17 protein-coding genes are annotated in these 16,115 nt (G+C 73.9%); 5 read left to right on the top strand and 12 right to left on the bottom strand.

Annotated elements, in window-relative coordinates:
• Window positions 1-25: 25 nt before the first annotated feature.
• From ACMT9T_RS08440 to ACMT9T_RS08430, 3 genes are read right to left on the bottom strand one after another with little or no spacing between them, the layout of a single operon-like run.
• Entirely contained in the window at window positions 26-493 is a 468-nt protein-coding gene (locus ACMT9T_RS08440) for a hypothetical protein (protein WP_414745120.1), read from the bottom strand.
• A complete protein-coding gene (locus ACMT9T_RS08435; protein ID WP_414745867.1) occupies window positions 490-1,557 on the bottom strand; it encodes an ABC transporter permease in 1,068 nt (355 codons plus the stop codon). The genes ACMT9T_RS08440 and ACMT9T_RS08435 overlap by 4 nt, the downstream gene beginning before the upstream one ends.
• A 56-nt stretch (window positions 1,558-1,613) precedes the next feature.
• The gene (locus tag ACMT9T_RS08430; protein WP_414745119.1) at window positions 1,614-2,495 is read right to left on the bottom strand and encodes an ABC transporter ATP-binding protein; all 882 of its coding nucleotides are present in this window, start codon (window positions 2,493-2,495) and stop codon (window positions 1,614-1,616) included.
• Window positions 2,496-2,684: 189 nt separating this feature from the next.
• Between ACMT9T_RS08430 and ACMT9T_RS08425 the strand changes: the two genes are divergently transcribed.
• Complete coding sequence (locus ACMT9T_RS08425) at window positions 2,685-3,107, top strand: hypothetical protein (protein WP_414745118.1); 423 nt, start codon at window positions 2,685-2,687, stop codon at window positions 3,105-3,107.
• Here the strand turns inward: ACMT9T_RS08425 and ACMT9T_RS08420 are convergent.
• Both ACMT9T_RS08420 and ACMT9T_RS08415 read right to left on the bottom strand, forming a co-directional pair.
• A complete protein-coding gene (locus ACMT9T_RS08420; protein WP_414745117.1) occupies window positions 3,098-3,988 on the bottom strand; it encodes an SMP-30/gluconolactonase/LRE family protein in 891 nt (296 codons plus the stop codon). The genes ACMT9T_RS08425 and ACMT9T_RS08420 overlap by 10 nt on opposite strands.
• Window positions 3,985-4,779, bottom strand: coding sequence for an SDR family NAD(P)-dependent oxidoreductase (locus tag ACMT9T_RS08415; protein ID WP_414745116.1), 795 nt, complete (start codon window positions 4,777-4,779; stop codon window positions 3,985-3,987). Before ACMT9T_RS08415 ends, ACMT9T_RS08420 begins: the two co-directional genes overlap by 4 nt.
• A 62-nt stretch (window positions 4,780-4,841) precedes the next feature.
• Here ACMT9T_RS08415 and ACMT9T_RS08410 point away from each other — a divergent pair, with 62 nt between their 5' ends.
• Entirely contained in the window at window positions 4,842-5,606 is a 765-nt protein-coding gene (locus ACMT9T_RS08410) for an SDR family oxidoreductase (RefSeq protein WP_414745115.1), read from the top strand.
• Between the two features lie 26 nt (window positions 5,607-5,632).
• Here ACMT9T_RS08410 and ACMT9T_RS08405 read toward each other — a convergent pair whose 3' ends face one another.
• Window positions 5,633-6,454 carry a DUF3885 domain-containing protein gene (locus ACMT9T_RS08405; protein ID WP_414745114.1) on the bottom strand — a complete coding sequence of 274 codons (822 nt, stop codon included), beginning with the start codon at window positions 6,452-6,454 and terminating at the stop codon, window positions 5,633-5,635.
• 57 nt (window positions 6,455-6,511) lie between these two features.
• A complete protein-coding gene (locus tag ACMT9T_RS08400; protein WP_414745113.1) occupies window positions 6,512-7,081 on the bottom strand; it encodes a TetR/AcrR family transcriptional regulator in 570 nt (189 codons plus the stop codon).
• Window positions 7,082-7,191: 110 nt separating this feature from the next.
• Between ACMT9T_RS08400 and ACMT9T_RS08395 the strand changes: the two genes are divergently transcribed.
• The gene (locus ACMT9T_RS08395; RefSeq protein WP_414745112.1) at window positions 7,192-7,857 is read left to right on the top strand and encodes an SDR family NAD(P)-dependent oxidoreductase; all 666 of its coding nucleotides are present in this window, start codon (window positions 7,192-7,194) and stop codon (window positions 7,855-7,857) included.
• Window positions 7,858-7,877: 20 nt separating this feature from the next.
• On the opposite strand, the gene ACMT9T_RS08390 is transcribed toward ACMT9T_RS08395, so the two are convergent.
• Entirely contained in the window at window positions 7,878-8,603 is a 726-nt protein-coding gene (locus tag ACMT9T_RS08390) for a response regulator (RefSeq protein WP_414745111.1), read from the bottom strand.
• Window positions 8,600-10,054: a sensor histidine kinase gene (locus ACMT9T_RS08385; RefSeq protein WP_414745110.1), complete on the bottom strand. Its 1,455-nt coding sequence runs from the start codon at window positions 10,052-10,054 to the stop codon at window positions 8,600-8,602. The genes ACMT9T_RS08390 and ACMT9T_RS08385 overlap by 4 nt, the downstream gene beginning before the upstream one ends.
• Before the next feature lie 317 nt (window positions 10,055-10,371).
• Between ACMT9T_RS08385 and ACMT9T_RS08380 the strand changes: the two genes are divergently transcribed.
• On the top strand, window positions 10,372-11,955 hold the full coding sequence (locus ACMT9T_RS08380) for an MFS transporter (RefSeq protein ID WP_414745109.1): 1,584 nt from the start codon (window positions 10,372-10,374) through the stop codon (window positions 11,953-11,955).
• Between the two features lie 78 nt (window positions 11,956-12,033).
• Here the strand turns inward: ACMT9T_RS08380 and ACMT9T_RS08375 are convergent, their stop codons facing one another.
• Window positions 12,034-12,891, bottom strand: a complete 858-nt coding sequence (locus ACMT9T_RS08375; protein ID WP_414745108.1) for an alpha/beta fold hydrolase — start codon at window positions 12,889-12,891, stop codon at window positions 12,034-12,036.
• A gap of 74 nt (window positions 12,892-12,965) precedes the next feature.
• Between ACMT9T_RS08375 and ACMT9T_RS08370 the strand changes: the two genes are divergently transcribed.
• Window positions 12,966-13,739, top strand: a complete 774-nt coding sequence (locus tag ACMT9T_RS08370; protein ID WP_414745107.1) for a hypothetical protein — start codon at window positions 12,966-12,968, stop codon at window positions 13,737-13,739.
• Between the two features lie 50 nt (window positions 13,740-13,789).
• Here the strand turns inward: ACMT9T_RS08370 and ACMT9T_RS08365 are convergent, their stop codons facing one another.
• Complete coding sequence (locus ACMT9T_RS08365; protein WP_414745106.1) at window positions 13,790-15,214, bottom strand: phytoene desaturase family protein; 1,425 nt, start codon at window positions 15,212-15,214, stop codon at window positions 13,790-13,792.
• A complete protein-coding gene (locus tag ACMT9T_RS08360; protein WP_414745105.1) occupies window positions 15,211-16,107 on the bottom strand; it encodes a UbiA family prenyltransferase in 897 nt (298 codons plus the stop codon). Before ACMT9T_RS08360 ends, ACMT9T_RS08365 begins: the two co-directional genes overlap by 4 nt.
• Window positions 16,108-16,115: the final 8 nt, after the last annotated feature.

Genomic DNA, 16,115 nt, shown 5'->3' with positions numbered 1-16,115 from the left:
GCGGGCAGCGAGCGGCGTATGCGCATCAGACCGCCGCGAGCCCCAGCACCGCGAGCGCCCCGAACCCGACACCCCAGACGACGATCGCGATCGTCTCCCAGAGCAGCACCGAGCGGGCGCGGGCCCCGAAGGAGACCATCGCGGCCGACGTGAAGTGCGTCGGCAGCAGCAGCGGGCCGAGGAGGCTGACGCCCGGCACGCCGTAGCGGTCGAAGGTGCGGCGGACCTTGGCCCGCCTCGGCGTCTCCTCCTTCGCGCTGTCGCGGGTGAGCCGCGAGCGCGTGCGGGAGGCGACCAGCACGATCAGCGCGACGACGGCGGTGTTGCCGACCACGGCCGCGAGCACCGCGATCGCCACGTGCTGGCCGCTGATCACGCCGAGCACGGCCGCGAGCTCGACCTCGAGGAACGGGATCATCGCGGTCACCATGATCCCGAACCACCGGAGCACCTCCGGCAGGCCGTTCGTGAAGTCCTGCAGCGCGTCGATCATCCCTTCAGCGCCTCACGCAGCTTCACGCGGGATCCGGTGCGGAGCAGCGAGTTGCTGTAGATGCGGGATCCGAGGGCCACCACCGCCGCGGTCGTCACGAGGAGGACGAGGAGCGAGACGACGGGCTCCCACCACTGGGCGGATCCGAGGAACAGGCGCATCGGCATGCCCACGGGAGCGGCGAACGGCACGTACGACATCACGGCGAGCACCACGGGGTTGTCGTTGAAGAAGATGACCGCGAAGTACGGGATCATCACGAGGTACGTCACGGGCGCGGTCACCGCGCCCACGTCCTCCTGGCGGGAGACGAGCGCCGCGGTCGCCGCGTAGAGCGAGGCCAGCAGCACGAAGCCGAACAGGAAGAACACGACGAACCAGAGCACCGCGGGTCCGACGACGGCGAACAGCTCCGTCTGGCCGGTCACCAGGAGGCCGAGGCCCGCCATCAGCGCGATGAGCGCGATCTGCGCGAACGCCAGGATGCTGTTGCCGAGCACCTTGCCCGCCAGCAGCGCCCGCACCGGGATCGTGGACATGAGCAGCTCCACCACGCGGGTCTGCTTCTCCTCCACCACGCTCTGGGCGATGATCATGCCGAACGTCAGCGCGGACATGAAGAAGACGAGCCCGAACGCGAGCGCCACGATGTAGGCGATGGCGGGGTTGGTCGCGGACTCCTGCAGGAGCTCCACGCGGGGCGTCTCGGTGAGGGCGCTGACGACGCCGTCGGGGGCGGAGTCGTCGCCGATCACGACGACCCTCCCCTCGGCGGCGGCCTGGTCGTCGGGGACGACCGCCGCGTCCACGTCGCCGTCGCGCACCATCGCGCGGGCGTCCTCGACGCTGTCCGCGGGCACGCCCTCGAGCGACCCGGCGGCGGAGACGGCCTGCTGAGCCGTGCCGACCACGGCGACGCGCGTCCGGTCGTCCCCGGAGTCGTTCGCGGCGAGGAAGCCGGTGACGACGATCGAGGCGAGGATCCCGAGCAGCAGGATCGCCGTGCTGATGAGGAACGACTTGCTGCGCAGGCGCATGCGCACCTCGCGGCCGGTCACGAGCATCGTGGACTGGGCGAAGGACGGGGCCGTGCTCTGCCGGCTGGCGGCGGTGGTGGTGCTCACTGGACGACCTCCTGGAAGATCTCGCTGAGGGTGGGGCGGCGGCGGGTGAAGCTCGTGACGCATCCGCGGGAGACGGCCTCGGCGAGCACGCGCTGGCGGGCCTCGTCGTCGGCCTCGAAGAGCACGTAGCCGCCGTCGAACTCGACGACCTCGACGCCGGGCACGTCGCGCACCCATCCGCCGTCGCCGTCGATCTGCAGCTCCGTGAGGGGGCGGCTGTGCTCGTCGCGCAGCTGCTCGCGGTCGCCCGATGCGCGGATCCGGCCCTCGGCGATGACGACCACGTCATCGCAGAGGCGCTCCACGATGTCGAGCTGGTGCGAGGAGAACAGCACGGGCACGCCCTGCGCGGCCCGCTCGGTGAGGACGCCGAGCACGTTCTCGACGGCGATCGGGTCGAGGCCCGAGAACGGCTCGTCGAGCACGAGCACCTCGGGGTCGTGCACGAGGCTCGCGGCGATCTGCGCGCGCTGCTGGTTGCCGAGCGACAGCGACTCGATGGGGTCGTTCCGGCGCTCGCCGAGGCCGAGCCGGTCGAGCAGGCGCTCGGTGCTCGTGGTCGCGTCGGACGCGGACATGCCGTGCAGGCGGCCGAGGTAGACGATCTGCTCCTGCAGCTTCATCTTCGGGTACAGCCCGCGCTCCTCCGGCATGTAGCCGAACGTGCGGCGGCTGGAGGTGCCGAGGTCGGCGCCGTCGAGCGAGACGGTGCCGGAGTCGGGCGTGAGCACGCCGAGCATGATCCGCATGGTGGTGGTCTTGCCGGCGCCGTTGCCGCCGACGAAGCCGGTCAGCCTCCCCGGCCTGACGGCGAAGGACACGTCGTCGAGGACGCGGCGGTCCCCGAACGATCGCGTGACGTTGTGGACTTCGAGCACGGAGGGCCTCCTCGGTGGGCGTGGGTGATCCGTGCTGCTCACGCTAGGTGCGGGGGTGCGCGGCGGAGTCCGCCGTGAGGGGGAACCCGGAGGGGGACGGGAGGATCGGGGGGGGGGGGGGGCGTCGACCCCTGATCTGGGGCGCCGCCGCGGATGGTCCGGCGGGATCGGCCCTCCTAGGGTCGGATCATGCGCATCGCCACCGTCGTCCAGGCCGTCGCCGACGGCGCCTCCGCCGCGGGGTTCGTGCTGTTCGCGCTGATCCTCACCGACATCGGCACCGCGCCGCTGGCCCTGAGCGGGCTCGCGCTGGTGACGCTGTCCGTGCTCATCCGGGTGGCCGCGCTCGTCCAGGTGCGTCGCGGGCTCGAGCGCGTGGCGGCACGCCGCGGGGCGTGGCGGTGGTGGATCCACGCGCTCTGGCTCGTGCAGGTCGTCGCCTTCGTCGCGGCTCTGGTGCTCGCGCACTCGTCCACGGGACCCGCGGCGGCGGCCGTGCTCGCCGGCACCGTGGTCGCCATCGCGTCGGCGGCGCTCGCAGGCGGGGCCGCGCGTCTCGCGGGTCGCGGGTCCGGGTTCGTCGACTCCGCCTCGATCACCGCCTACGCGTAGGCGCTCGCCGCCGGGCCCGTGACCCCCGGCCGCACGGCGAACAGCATGCCCGCGCGCGGATGCCGGGCCGAGTCCTCCGCGGAGTAGCCCTCCTGCGAGGTCGTGATCACGAGGATGTCGCGATCTGGCCCGGCGAAGGCGCAGCTGGAGACCTGCGGCGCGTCGACGCGCACGGATCCCACGTGCTCGCCCGCGGGGGAGTACCGCCGCACCTCGCTGCCGCCCCATAGGGCGACCCAGAGGAACCCCGCGTCGTCGACGCACATGCCGTCGGGGTGGCCGTCGGCGGGGTCGATCTCGACCACCACCTCGGGATCCGCGAGGCCCCCGCTCTCCGTCACCCGGAAGCGGCGCACCTGCTGCGTGGGGGTGTCGATGTAGAGCATCTGCGTACCGTCGGCCGAGAACGCGGTGCCGTTGGAGATGGTGACGCCCTCGAGCACGGTCGTCGCCACGCCCCGGTCGAGGAGGTACAGCGCGCCGGCGCCGGGCGTCTTGTCGAAGGCCATGGATCCGGCCCAGAGGCGACCCCGCGGATCCACCTCGCCGTCGTTCATGCGGCGCCGGATGCCGTCGGCCGGGAGCACGTCGGCCATCGGGATCAGCTCGCCGTCGCCCGTGAGGCGGACGAAGCCGTCGCGCGCGGCGAGCACGTGTCCGCCGTCCGCGTGCCGGACGACCGCGCCGACCGGGCCGCCGACGTGCGTCTCCGTGACGGGCCCGACCGCGAGCGTGACCGGATCCAGCGTGGCCTCGCGCACGATGCCGACGTACTGGTCGGCCCAGAGGAGGGTGCCGCGCGCGGTGTCCCAGAGCGGCGCCTCGGCGTGCTCGGAGCGGACGGTGTCGAGGGGCACGGCATCCCACGTCGTGACGCTCATCGGATGCCGTCCCGCGGGCCGCGCTCCGGTGCGCCCTCGCCCTCGTACGCTCGCTGTGGCATCTGCGTCGCGAGCTTGCCGCCGCTCACGTCGATGAGCGTGCCCGTGATGTAGCCGGCGCGGTCGCTCGCGAGGAAGACCAGCAGGTCGGCCACGTCGTCGGACCGCTCCCATCGCCGGATGCTGAGGGTGTCGAGCAGGCGGTCCTGCGCGCGCTCGGGCATCTCGGCGAAGCCGTTCATGGCCGTGGGGATCATGCCGGGCGCGTAGGCGTTGACCGTGATGCCCCAGGGCCCGAGCTCGCTCGCGAGCACGCGCGTGAACTGCACGACCGCCGCCTTCGACGCACCGTACGCGGCCGCCCCGACGCTCGGGATGACGGCCGCGAACGACGCCGCGTTGATGATCCGCCCGCCTCCCGCCGCCTTCATGGCCGGGATGACGGCCTGCGAGAGCAGGAACACCCCGCCCACGTTCACGTCGAACGCGGCCTGGAAGCGCGCGGGCTCGAGCGTCTCGACCGACCCCTCGACGTTGATCCCCGCGTTGTTCACGAGCACGTCGACGCGGCCGGCCTCCTCCAGCACCCGCGCGACGGCGGCCTGCACGGACGCCGGGTCGGTGACGTCGGCGACGATCGCGGTGATCCCCTCCGGCAGCGCGTCGCGGAAGCGGAGGTCGAGGCCGAAGACCCGGCACCCCTCCGCGAGGAAGCGCCCGGCGATCGCCCGGCCGATGCCCTGGGCGGCACCGGACACGACGACGACCCTGTCGCGGAGGTCGATGAGCATGCGTGTTCCCCACAGTCCGAATAGCGTTTCCCTCAACGTAGGGGTGACCGAGGGAGACCGCCATGTCCGGAGCACGGACGCACGACGACCACGACGGCGACCTGCCGGGGGAGGGGGCGCGGACCCTCTGGGTGAGCGGCGCGGGATCCGGCGTGGGCCGCGCGACCGCCGTGGCCGCCGCCCGCGACGGCTGGCGTGTCGTGCTCTCCGGCCGCCGCCGGGAGGCGCTCGAGGGGACCCGCGCGCTCGTGGAGGAGGCGGGATCCACCGCCGTCGTCGCCCCGCTCGACGTCACCGACGACGCCGCGCTCGCCGCCGTCGTCGCGGGCCTCGACCGGCTCGACGGCGTGGTGGTCGCCGCCGGCCTCAACGCCCCGCGCCGCTCGTGGGCCGACCAGGACCTCGCCGACTTCGACCGCATCGTCGCGACCAACCTCACCGGGCCTGCGCACCAGGTCGCCGCCGCTCTCCCGCTGCTGCGGGCGTCCGGCGGCACCGTCGTGCTCGTCTCCTCGTACGCCGCGTGGACCCACTCGCCGGGCGCCGGGGTCGCCTACAGCGCCTCGAAGACCGCCCTCGCGACGCTCGTGCGCGACCTCAACGCGCAGGAGGCGGGCAGCGGGATCCGCGCCACGCACCTCTGCCCGGGCACGATCGACAGCGACTTCCTCGCGCTCCGGCCGACCGTCCCCGACGCCGCCGAGCGTGCGGCGATGCTCACGCCCGACGACGTGGCGCGCGCCGCGATGTTCGTGCTCGCCTCGCCGCCGCACGTGCGGATCGACGAGCTGGTGATCTCCCCGATGTCGCAGCGCGGCGGGTTCTGAGGGGCGGCTCCCCGCGCTCGCCCCGCTCAGTCCTCGAGGTCGTCGTCGACGTCGTCCCCGAGTCCGAGCTCCTCCTCGCGCGCCCTCCGCTTCCGCCAGCGGGCGTTCCAGATCTCGAGCTGGCGGTCGGACTTGGCCTTGCGGCGCAGATCCCCCGGCGTCGCCAGGCGCATCCAGTCGTGCCCCACGACCCACGACTCCGGCGGGAGCCAACGCTGGTACGTCTCCGCCAGATGCCGCTCGATGGATGCGTCGAGCATCGACACGTCGATGCCGCCGGCGTAGCAGCGGACGGTCCACGTCATGTCCTCGGCGATGAGCAGGTACCGGCCCTCCTCTCGGTGGCCGAGGTCGCAGAGGTCCTCGAGCGATGGTCGGCCGACGCGCATGCGCAGCGTCCTCGTCCAGTCCTCGACGTCCTGCTCGTCCGTCGCGCTCGGCTCCGTGAATGTCGCCCACGGCAGGAGGTCGGGCAGCACCGTGTCGGACTCGCCGAGGCCCCCGCGCCACAGCTCCAGGACCATCGTGCCGGGCGAGCCGGACAGTGCCTCGAGGCCGCTGACGATGCTCGAGTAGCGCCGGCGGGCGCTCCGACGGTCCCGAGCCTGGCGGGCCTCCTGGGTGCTCCACGGCAGCGTGTGGAAGCGGACGCCCGGCATGTTCCAGCCGCTGTACTGCGGGTAGGGCTCCGGCCACCGCTCCCGCCACAGGCCGAGCAGCCGCGCCGCGTCCGGCTGCGCATCCGGGGCGTCGGACACCCGCGGCTCGGGCACCGCGAAGGGGACGTCCGCAGGAGCCTGGGCGGGGTCGAGATCGGGATCGGGCGCGTGGGTGGGGGAGTCGGGCACGTCGGAGGATGGCACGCATGGCCTCGCCCGCGCGCGGACGGACCCCAGCCCCGCGCGTCAGCCCGGGTCGCGCCAGGCCGCGGCCAGGCTGCGGTCGATGACCCGGCGCCAGGCCTCCGGTGCCGCCGCGTCCCGGCTGGCGGTGCCGGCCAGCCACAGGATCGCCATGAGGTCGTCGTAGGTGAAGTCGGGCGACAGGGATCCGTCGCCGTGCGCGTCCTCGACGAGCTGGTGCCCGAGCGCGAGGGAGCGGTCGCACGTGCTGATGAGGGCGGTCGCCTCGGGGAAGCGGCGGAGCATCGCGTCGTTGAGGGCGCGATCCTCGAGCTGCAGGTCCACCATGCCGTGGACGAAGCGCTCCAGCCGTGCGCGCGGGGTGGGCTGCGCGTCGACGGACGCCTTGAGGGCGAGCAGCTTCTCGCCCGCGATGGTCGGGATCACGGCGTCGATGAGCGCCTCCCGGGATCCCACGCGGTTGTAGAGCGTGCCGATGCTGACCCCGGCCGCGCGTGCGATGTCCTCCAGGGGAGCGCCGAGACCGCGTTCCGCGAACGTCGCCAGGGCGGCCGCGTGCAGCTTCTCGACGTTCGCGCGGGCGTCGCGCCGCATGCTCCGCTGCTCGGCCATCAGTCTCCTTGTTGTTGAGGTGTGCCTCAAGTTGTGCGTACACTCGTGATTGAGGTTGCCCTCAACTTACCGCTCATCCCGGCCCCGGCCGGCCCGGACGAAGGATCCCCATGCCCCTCATCACGATCATCGGCGCAGGTGCCGGACTCGGCCTCGAGATCGCGCGCGCGTTCGGCCGCCAGGGCTTCGACGTCGCGCTCGTCTCGCGCGACCAGGCGAAGCTCGACGCCCTGGCCGCCACCCTCGGCTCCGAGGGCATCACGGCCCAGGGCTTCGCGGCCGACATCCGCGACGCCGCGACCGTCACCGGCGCCCTCGACGCGGTCGTCACCGCCCTCGGGCCGATCGACGTGCTCGAGTTCTCGCCGGCCGACCCCTCCCTCGCGTCCGTCGACGTCCTCGAGGTCACCCCGGCGAACCTGCAGCCGCAGATCGACTTCTACCTCGGCGGCGCCCTCACCGCGGTCGGCCACGTCCTGCCCGCCATGATCGAGGCCGGGCGCGGGACCGTGCTCGTCACCACCGGCGGCGGCTCCATCTCGCCCCTGCCGTTCCTCGGCAACGTCAACATCGCGGCCGCGGGCCTCCGCAACTGGACGCTGAACCTGCACGCCGCGCTCGCGCCGAAGGGCGTCTACGTCGCGCACGTGGGGATCACGGCGCTGATCGGCGGCGGCCACCCGGACGCGGAGCCGGGCGTCATCGCGCAGGCGTACACGCGGCTCCACGCGGAGCGGACCGACGCCGAGCTGCACCACGTCGCCTACGACGGGTAGCTCCCGGAGGATCCGCCGGCTCAGCTCGCCCCCGGCACCACGATCCCGCGCTCGTACGCGAACACGACGGCCTGCACGCGGTCGCGCACGCCGAGCTTGAGGAGCAGGCGCGAGACGTGGGTCTTCACGGTCGCCTCGCCGAGGTAGAGGCGCTCGGCGATCTCGGCGTTCGCGAGGCCCTCGGCGAGGAGACGCAGCACCTCGAGCTCGCGGTCGGTGAGGGTCTGCACGCGCGGGTCGGTCGGTATCGTCGGCGTCGCGGCGGCGGCCGGTGCGGCGTCGGCGTCGTCGCCGGCCGTGCCGGATCCGCGGCCGAAGCGCTCGATGACCCGCCGCGTGACGTCGGGCGAGAGCAGCGCGTTCCCGCGGGCGATGACGTGCACGGCCTCCACGAGCGACTCCGGCGACGCGCTCTTCAGCACGAAGCCGCTCGCGCCCGCATCGAGCGCGGTGAAGAGGTAGTCCTCGCGGTCGAACGTGGTGAGCATGAGGACGCCCGCGGTGAGGGCCGGGTCGGCGACGATGCGGCGCGTGGCCTCGAGCCCGTCGACGCGCGGCATCTGCACGTCCATGCAGATCACGTCGGGCGCGAGCGCGGCGGCCAGGCGCACGCCCTCCTCGCCGTCGGCGGCCTCGCCGACCACCTCGATGCCGTCCTCGCTCTCGAGGATCACGCGGATCCCGGCGCGCACGAGCGCCTGGTCGTCGACGAGCAGGACGCGGATGCGGGTCGGGTCGGCGCTCATGCGCGGGTCTCCTCGGGGACGGAAGCGGGCTCGGGGACGGACGCGGGCTCGGGAGCGGGGACGCTAGCGGAGACGGGTACGGGCCTCGGCACGGGCGGCACGACGGGCGTCGGCCCCGTCGGCAGCGACGCCCGCACGAGGTACCCGCCGCGTGCCTTCGGGCCGATCTCGATGGATCCGCCGACCGCCGCCACGCGCTCCCGCATGCCGCGCTGGCCGAGGCCGCCGGGGCCGTTCCGCACGGGACCCGCGGCCGCGGACGCCGCAGCTCCCGCGGGCCCGCCGTCGCTCACCTCCACCTCGACCCGGTCGGCCAGGTAGCGCAGGCGCAGGTCGACGCGCGCACCGGTGCCCGCGTGCTTCCGCACGTTCGTGAGCGACTCCTGCGCGACCCGGTACACGATGAGGTCGACCGTGGGCGTGAGCGGCCGGGCCGTGCCGACGACGTCGAACCCGACCTGGAGGCCCGCGCCGCACGCGTCCGCCACGAGCTCGTGCAGCTGGTCGACGCCGCGGGTGGACGCGGTGAGGCTGGGGTCGGATCCGCCGCCGTCGCCCGCGGAGCCCGTGCCGTCCTCCTCCTGCCGCAGCGCGACGAGCATGCGGTGCAGCTCCTCGATGGCGCTGCGCGCGTTCTCCTCGACGATGCCGAGCGAGGTCGCGGCCTTGTCGGCGTCGCGCCCGAGGACCCGTCGGGCCGCGCCCGCGTGCACGCCCATCACCGAGACGTGGTGCGCGACGACGTCGTGCAGCTCCCGGGCGATGCGCACGCGCTCGAGCGTGACGGCCTGCTCCGCGACCCGCTCCCGCTCCGTCGCGAGCTCGGCCGTGCGCGTCTCGAGCGCGCAGCGGTCGCGCGCCGATGCCCACGCGCGGTCGCCGAAGTACCAGGCGCCGCCGAAGTAGAGGAGGTTCGTGATGATGGAGATGAGGCCCGCGGCCACGGGCGCCGGGATCCAGGCGTCATCCGGTGCGTTCTCGAACGTCGAGCCGGAGAGCGAGTAGAACCCCGAGGTCTGCAGCAGCGAGCTGAACAGCCACGCGAACATGCCGACCACGATGACGCCCCGCACGATGTTCGCCCTGAGGCGGTTCCTGCCCCAGGCGCCGAGTGAGTACATGGCGATGAACATGGCGATGTTGGAGAACATCAGCTCCGGCACGAACTGGTACGCGCCGATGATGAACGTCGCGCCGATCACGAGCGTCACGGCCTCGGGCTGCAGGCGGCGGAAGGCGAGCGGCACGCACATCAGCAGGATCCAGGCGCCGATGATCCAGATGGCGGGCCGCGAGGGGTACATGCCCAGCGCGTAGTACTGCATGACGCTGAACGTGGTGAGCACGAGCATGACCACGGCCAGCAGCGCGTCGTATCGCAGGCCCGCGCGATCCGGCCGCGGCCGCACCCAGAACCGGTCGACGCTGTCGGGGGCGGGTGCGGCGGTCATGCGCCCACGGTATCGACGGGGCAGCGCGCGCCGCATCCGCCGGATGACGGAACGGAACGGAACCGGCCGCGGGTGACGGGAGCCTGTGGCCGGACATCCGGATAGGCCGCATAGGTCAACCGGTGCCAGACTGGCGGGACGGGCGCATCCGCCCGGCCGTCTCTCCCGCACCGTCGCGGATCCTCCTCCGTGCGCGCCACCCGCCAGCACGAGTCCCGCGCGACCTCCCGTCCGCGGCCCTCGTCGCCCGCTGCCGCGCTCGCCGGCCGGATCCGCTCGCACCACCGCCGACGACCCCGCCGGCACGAAAGGACCCCATGTCCGACACCACCGCATCCGCCCGCCCGGCGTCCGGCGGCTCCGGCGCGCCCGGCGCATCCGGATCCTCCGCTGCCCCCGTCGTCTCCCGCCGCGCCTGGCAGGCGCTCATCGTGCTGCTCGCCGGCATGTTCATCGCGCTGCTCGATACGACCATCGTGAACGTGGCGCTGCCGACCATCCGCACGAGCCTCGACGCCTCCGAGTCGACGCTGAGCTGGATCATCTCCGGCTACGCGCTCGCGTTCGGCCTCGCGCTGATCCCCGCGGGCCGCCTCGGCGACCGCTACGGGCACAAGTGGGTGTTCGTGTCCGGCATCGCGCTCTTCACGCTCGCCAGCCTCGCGTGCGGTGTGGCTCAGGACGACCTCCAGCTCGTGATCGCGCGCGTGGTGCAGGGGCTCGCCGGCGGCCTGTTCGTGCCCGCGGTGACCGCCTTCATCCAGCTGCTGTTCCCGCCGCAGGCGCGCGGCAAGGCGTTCGCCATCATGGGCGCCGTCATCGGCGTCTCGTCCGCGCTCGGCCCGATCGTGGGCGGCCTGATCATCCAGGCGGCTGGGGAGGAGTCGGGCTGGCGCCTGGTCTTCTTCGTGAACCTGCCCGTCGGCCTCGCCACCGTGATCGCCGCGATCTTCCTGCTCCCCAGCCGCCAGGTCGCCGAGCAGGTCGCGGGCGACGTGCGCGCGCAGTCCGGCCAGCAGGGATCCGGCGCCCCGGCGAAGGCGAAGGCCCCCGCGGCCACGGGCGTCGACCTCGTCGGCATCGTCCTCGTGAGCGCCGGCCTCGTCGCCCTGCTCGTGCCGCTCATCGACGGCCAGGACCAGGGCTGGCCGCTCTGGACCTACCTCTCCCTCGCCGGCGGCGTCGTGCTCCTCGCGCTCTTCGGCGCGTGGGAGGTCCTGCAGACCCGCCGCTCGAAGAGCGTCCTCGTGCCGCCGCACCTGTTCACGCACCCCGCGTTCACGGGCGGCGTGATCCTCGCGATGGTCTACTTCGCGGCCTTCACGAGCATCTTCTTCACCATCTCGATCCTCTGGCAGTCGGGCCTCGGCAACTCCGCGCTCGCGTCGGGTCTCGTCTCGATCCCGTTCGCCATCGGCAGCATCGTCGGCTCCTCGCAGAGCAACCGCCTCACGAACCGCCTCGGCCGCACCGTGCTCGTGATCGGCACCGCGCTCGTCAGCGTCGGCCTCATCTGGCTCTGGCTCGTGCTGCTGAACACGGCCGCGGCCGACCTGAACAGCTGGATGCTCCTCGTCCCGCTGCTGCTCGCCGGCATCGGCAACGGCCTCTTCATCGCCCCGAACGCGCAGTTCATCGTCGCGACGGTCGACCCCGCCGAGGCGGGCGCCGCGTCCGGCGTCATCGGCACCGTCCAGCGCGTCGGCTCGGCCGTCGGCATCGCGGTCATCGGCAGCGTGCTCTTCGCGGGCGTGGCCGGCGCCGGGATCCGCGGGCCCCAGATGGTGCCGCAGGCGTTCACCGACGCCTCGGCCTCGGCCATGGGCGTCAGCGCGATCTTCGCGGTCGTCGCCTTCGCGCTCGTGTTCGCCCTGCCGCGGCGGGTGTCGCGCGGGCACTGACGCGCGTCGCTCCACCTCTCTCTCGCCGATCCGGATCCGTCCGGGTCGGCGAGAGTCGTCTGAGGGGGCGTACCTCTTCTATGCGGCGGCGCGGATCCGCTCCCGCAGCCGGGCGAGCGCGTCGGCCGCGCCGCGCAGCACGGAGATGTGGCCGTCGCCCGGCCGGATCACGAGCTCGGCGCCCGGCACCCGGTCGGCGAGCCAGCGCGCGTGGGCGACGGGTGCGATCCGGTCGGCGTCGCCGTGCAGCAGGACCACCGGCGCGGTCACGTCCGCGAGGTCGACGCCCCAGTCGGCGACGAGCGCGAGGTCGTCGTCGACCATGCCGCCGGGGCCCGCGTCCAGGCCGTGCGACGCGACCCCGTTCAGCCACGCCCAGTCGGTCTCGAGCGCGCGCAGGTCGCCGTCGGTGAACATCGCGGGGTCGAACGCGGAGCGGGCGAGCTCCGCCTCGAGCGCCTCGCGTCCCGTGACGGCGGCGCGCAGCTCGCGCTCGCCGCCCGCGTGCATGCCGGCGAACCAGTCGATGCCCTCCGCGGTCAGCGGTGCGAGCGCCGCTCCGCACAGGGCGCCGAGCACGCGGTCGCCGAGCGAGGCCGCGGCGGCCAGCGCGAGCACGGCGCCGCTCGAGTGGCCGGACGCGGCGAAGCGGTCGACGCCGAGCGCGTCCGCGACGGCGAGGTCGTCGGCGACGGTGGTCGCGACGGAGCGGCCGGGGTGCCGGGTGGATCCGCCGTAGCCCGGCCGGTCGTACGAGATCCACCGGATGCCGCGGCCCTCGGGCGCCTCGACGAGCGGCGCGGGCGGCGGGCCGACGTTCGGGGTGCCGTGGTGGTAGACGACCACGAGGTCGGCGCCGTCGCCGGATCCCGTGTCGTAGCAGTGCAGCGTGCGGCCGTCGGGGAGCCGCAGGTCCGTCTCGGTCTCGGTGAGCATGGGGCGAGCGTAGGCGCGCGGTCGGCGGGCGACCAGGCCCGGACGCCGGGCGGCGGCGGTGACAGGATCGGGACATGGACCCCCACGAGCGCGCGGACCCGGGCGCGGACCCGGGTGCGGGCTCCGTGGATCCGGCCCGGGCGGAGCTCGCCGAGCTGCGCCGGCGGGCCTACGGGCCCGGACGCGACGCGGATCCCGCGGACCTCAAGCGGCTGCGCGTCCTCGAGGGGCGCGCGACGGCTCGGCCGGTCACGCCGGCGCCGCCCGCGGTCGAGCCGGCCCCGGTGGACCCCGCGTCCCCTGATGCCGTGGACCACGTCGACGAGGCCCCGGTGCACCCCGACCCCGCGTCATCCCGCCCGCGCCGCCGCCTCGCCGTCCTCTGGGCCGCCTCCCTCGTCGGGGCCGTCGCGCTCACCGCGGTCGTCGTGTCCGCCGTCTCGGCGCCTCCCGGGCGCGAGGTCGCCGTGGTGCGCTTCGACCCGGACCAGGACCTCCCCGTGTACATGCGCGACTACTTCGGCGGCGCGGAGACAGGGTCCGCCCGCTTCCACGGCCTCACGCTCGTGCGTCTCGAGGGCGACCGCTCCGCCTCCCCGCGGATCCGGGGGGAGTGCCTCGCGATCCAGCCCGCCCGCGCGGCCCTGAGCTCGACCGAGGGCGGCGGATGCGCGGCGGGCGCGTTCGGGGCGTCCGCCCAGTTCGTGGTCAACGTCGGCGCGCCCGAGGAGCTGCGCGAGGTGTACCCCGTGGGCACGGCCCTGCTCTTCGACCTCCGCGGCGACGCCGTGCACGTGCGCGTCGACGACTCCGTCCGCGTCCCGTCGCCGACGCGTCCGCCGACCTAGGCCGAGAGGCGAGGGCCACGCGCCGCAGCGTCGTCCTCGACGCCTAGGCGTCAGGCCGGGTTCGACCTCAGCAGCCGGGTCACCGCGATCATCGCGCCGCCCACCACCGCCGGGATGCCGCCGCCCGGGTGCACGGACGCGCCGACCCGCCACAGCCAGGGCTTCCAGGGGTCGTTGTACGAGGGGCGGTGGAACGGCCCGCTCAGCCACGGCGGACGCGCCGCCCCGTACAGCGCACCGTGCGGCTCGCCGCCCTCGCCGTAGTACCGCGGGTCGAGCACCGTCTGCTCCTCGAGGAGGTCGGTGAGGGGCCGGTCGAGCCCCATCGCCGCCGAGACGCGGTCGACCTCGCGCCGCACGAAGGGGTGCTCGACCGTGTAGCGGCCGCCGTCGGCGGGCGCGGTGAGCAGGATCCCGAGGGTGCTGCGCGGGTTCGGGTACACCTCGCCGGCGCGGTACTGGTTGACGAACACCATGGTGTCCGCCGGCTCGTCGCCCGCCTCGAGGCTGCGGTGCAGCGCGGCGGGCTTCGTCGGCAGCACCACGCTGTGCGTCGCGATCCGGGCCGGCAGCTCCTCGCGCAGCACGCCGTAGACCGCGACGGCCGAGCAGGAGAGCGTGCGGGGGCGTAGGCGGGGGAGCGTCGGGATCCGCGACGGGCCGGTCAGCGCGGCCAGCCGGTCGGCGTCCAGCGCGCTGACGACGAGGTCGGCGGGGTAGCGCCCGACGGCGGTGGTGACCGATCCGCGCTCGATGCGGGTGACGGCCTCGCCGGTGCGCACCTCGACCCCGGCAGCCTCGGCCAGCCGGCCCAGCGCGAGCACGATCTCGTACACGCCGCCGCGCGGGACCCAGGCGCCGGTCTCCGCCATGATCGCCGGCATGCTCGCGTACAGCGCCGGGGTGCGCGACGGCGAGACGCCCGCGTTGAGGGTGTGGATCGCGATGATCTCGCGCAGCCCGTCGGGCAGCCACGGCAGGCTGTCGAGGTAGGCGCGCGTGGTGAGGCGCGAGCCGTAGACGTCGAGCAGCCGGCGCAGCGCCGGGAGGGCGGTTCGGTCGAGGGGGTCGGCGAGCAGCAGCTCGGTCACGTCGTCGGCGAGGGGCGCGTGGATCTCGGAGAACCGTCGCCAGGCGGGATACCAGGGGTGGTCGGGCGCCACCGGCAGCGCGGTCTCCTCGCCGTCGTAGTAGTAGCGGCCGACCTCGGGCATCCGCACCAGGTCGAGTCCTCCATCGCGCGTGCGGTCAGGGTCGCCGTCGCCGAGGCGCCGCAGCAGCTCGTCCCACACCGCCGGGAACGTCACCAGCGACGGCCCGGTGTCGATGCGGTCCTCGCCCAGCAGGATCCGACGGCTCTTGCCGCCGAGCTCGGGGGACGCCTCGAGCAGGGTGACGCGGTGGCCCGCGTGCGCGAGCAGCGCGGCGGCGGTGAGCCCGCCCATCCCGCCGCCGACCACGACGACGCGGCTCACGGGTAACCCACCAGCACGATCGCGACCATGAGCAGCACCCCGGCCAGCGTCCCCGCGATGTACGGGAAGGCGACCGACAGGCGGTAGAGGCGGTGACCGGTCTCCGGCGTCGGGTCGCGCAGCAGGCGCACCACGAGGATCCCGGCGATGAGCAGGTTGACGGCCGCGACGGGCACGCTCACGGCGGCGAACAGCGCCGTGGAGACGATCCACCAGGCGCCGCTCCACAGGGCGGTGCCGCGCGGACCGAGCAGCACCGCGGTGGTCGTGATGCCCGCCTCGCGGTCCTCCACGATGTCCTGCACCGCGTCGAAGGCGTGCTTGGCGACGCTCCACGCCATCAGCCCGAGGGCGGCGGGCCAGGCCGGCGCCACCTCGAGGGCCGCCGGCACGATCACCAGCGGCAGCGCGTAGGCGGCGTTGCTCAGCGAGTCGAGGAAGGGGCGGGCCTTGAAGCGCAGCGGGGGCGCGGAGTAGAAGACGAACACGCCCGCGTAGAGCAGGATCGCGGCGTTCGCGAGCGGCGGCAGCGCGAGCAGGAAGTAGACCAGGAACGGCACGTTGACCACGGCGACGGCCCACGCGATGAGCCGCACCTCGGACTGCCGGATCCGGGCGCCCTCGATCGAGCCCTTGCGGGGATTCGCCGCATCCGTGTCCTGGTCGTAGATGTCGTTGACGCCGTAGATGAGCAGGTTGAACGGCAGGGTGAGCCACAGGATGATCGGCAGGGCCCGCAGGTCGAACAGCGCGCCGGTGAGCCACACGGCGACGAGACCGGACCCGATGGTGTTGATCCACAGCACCGGTCGCGAGATGAGCACGAGGCGGCGCACGGCCACGACGATCTCCGACGTCGCGCCACGGGACATCGTCTCGCTGCCGTCGGTCACTCGCACGA

The sequence above is a fragment of the Clavibacter vidaverae genome, assembly GCF_047529985.1.
Classification (GTDB): Bacteria; Actinomycetota; Actinomycetes; order Actinomycetales; family Microbacteriaceae; genus Clavibacter; species Clavibacter nebraskensis_A.
This window is presented reverse-complemented; position numbering and strand designations above follow the sequence as displayed.

Bases quoted from the DNA above. Each gene is read 5' to 3' on its own strand.
- ACMT9T_RS08440 (WP_414745120.1), bottom strand. From the start codon at position 493: ATGATCGACGCGCTGCAGGACTTCACGAACGGCCTGCCGGAGGTGCTC.
- ACMT9T_RS08435 (WP_414745867.1), bottom strand. From the start codon at position 1,557: ATGCTCGTGACCGGCCGCGAGGTGCGCATGCGCCTGCGCAGCAAGTCG.
- ACMT9T_RS08425 (WP_414745118.1), top strand. From the start codon at position 2,685: ATGCGCATCGCCACCGTCGTCCAGGCCGTCGCCGACGGCGCCTCCGCC.
- ACMT9T_RS08420 (WP_414745117.1), bottom strand. From the start codon at position 3,988: ATGAGCGTCACGACGTGGGATGCCGTGCCCCTCGACACCGTCCGCTCC.
- ACMT9T_RS08415 (WP_414745116.1), bottom strand. From the start codon at position 4,779: ATGCTCATCGACCTCCGCGACAGGGTCGTCGTCGTGTCCGGTGCCGCC.
- ACMT9T_RS08410 (WP_414745115.1), top strand. From the start codon at position 4,842: ATGTCCGGAGCACGGACGCACGACGACCACGACGGCGACCTGCCGGGG.
- ACMT9T_RS08400 (WP_414745113.1), bottom strand. From the start codon at position 7,081: ATGGCCGAGCAGCGGAGCATGCGGCGCGACGCCCGCGCGAACGTCGAG.
- ACMT9T_RS08395 (WP_414745112.1), top strand. From the start codon at position 7,192: ATGCCCCTCATCACGATCATCGGCGCAGGTGCCGGACTCGGCCTCGAG.
- ACMT9T_RS08390 (WP_414745111.1), bottom strand. From the start codon at position 8,603: ATGAGCGCCGACCCGACCCGCATCCGCGTCCTGCTCGTCGACGACCAG.
- ACMT9T_RS08385 (WP_414745110.1), bottom strand. From the start codon at position 10,054: ATGACCGCCGCACCCGCCCCCGACAGCGTCGACCGGTTCTGGGTGCGG.
- ACMT9T_RS08380 (WP_414745109.1), top strand. From the start codon at position 10,372: ATGTCCGACACCACCGCATCCGCCCGCCCGGCGTCCGGCGGCTCCGGC.
- ACMT9T_RS08375 (WP_414745108.1), bottom strand. From the start codon at position 12,891: ATGCTCACCGAGACCGAGACGGACCTGCGGCTCCCCGACGGCCGCACG.
- ACMT9T_RS08370 (WP_414745107.1), top strand. From the start codon at position 12,966: ATGGACCCCCACGAGCGCGCGGACCCGGGCGCGGACCCGGGTGCGGGC.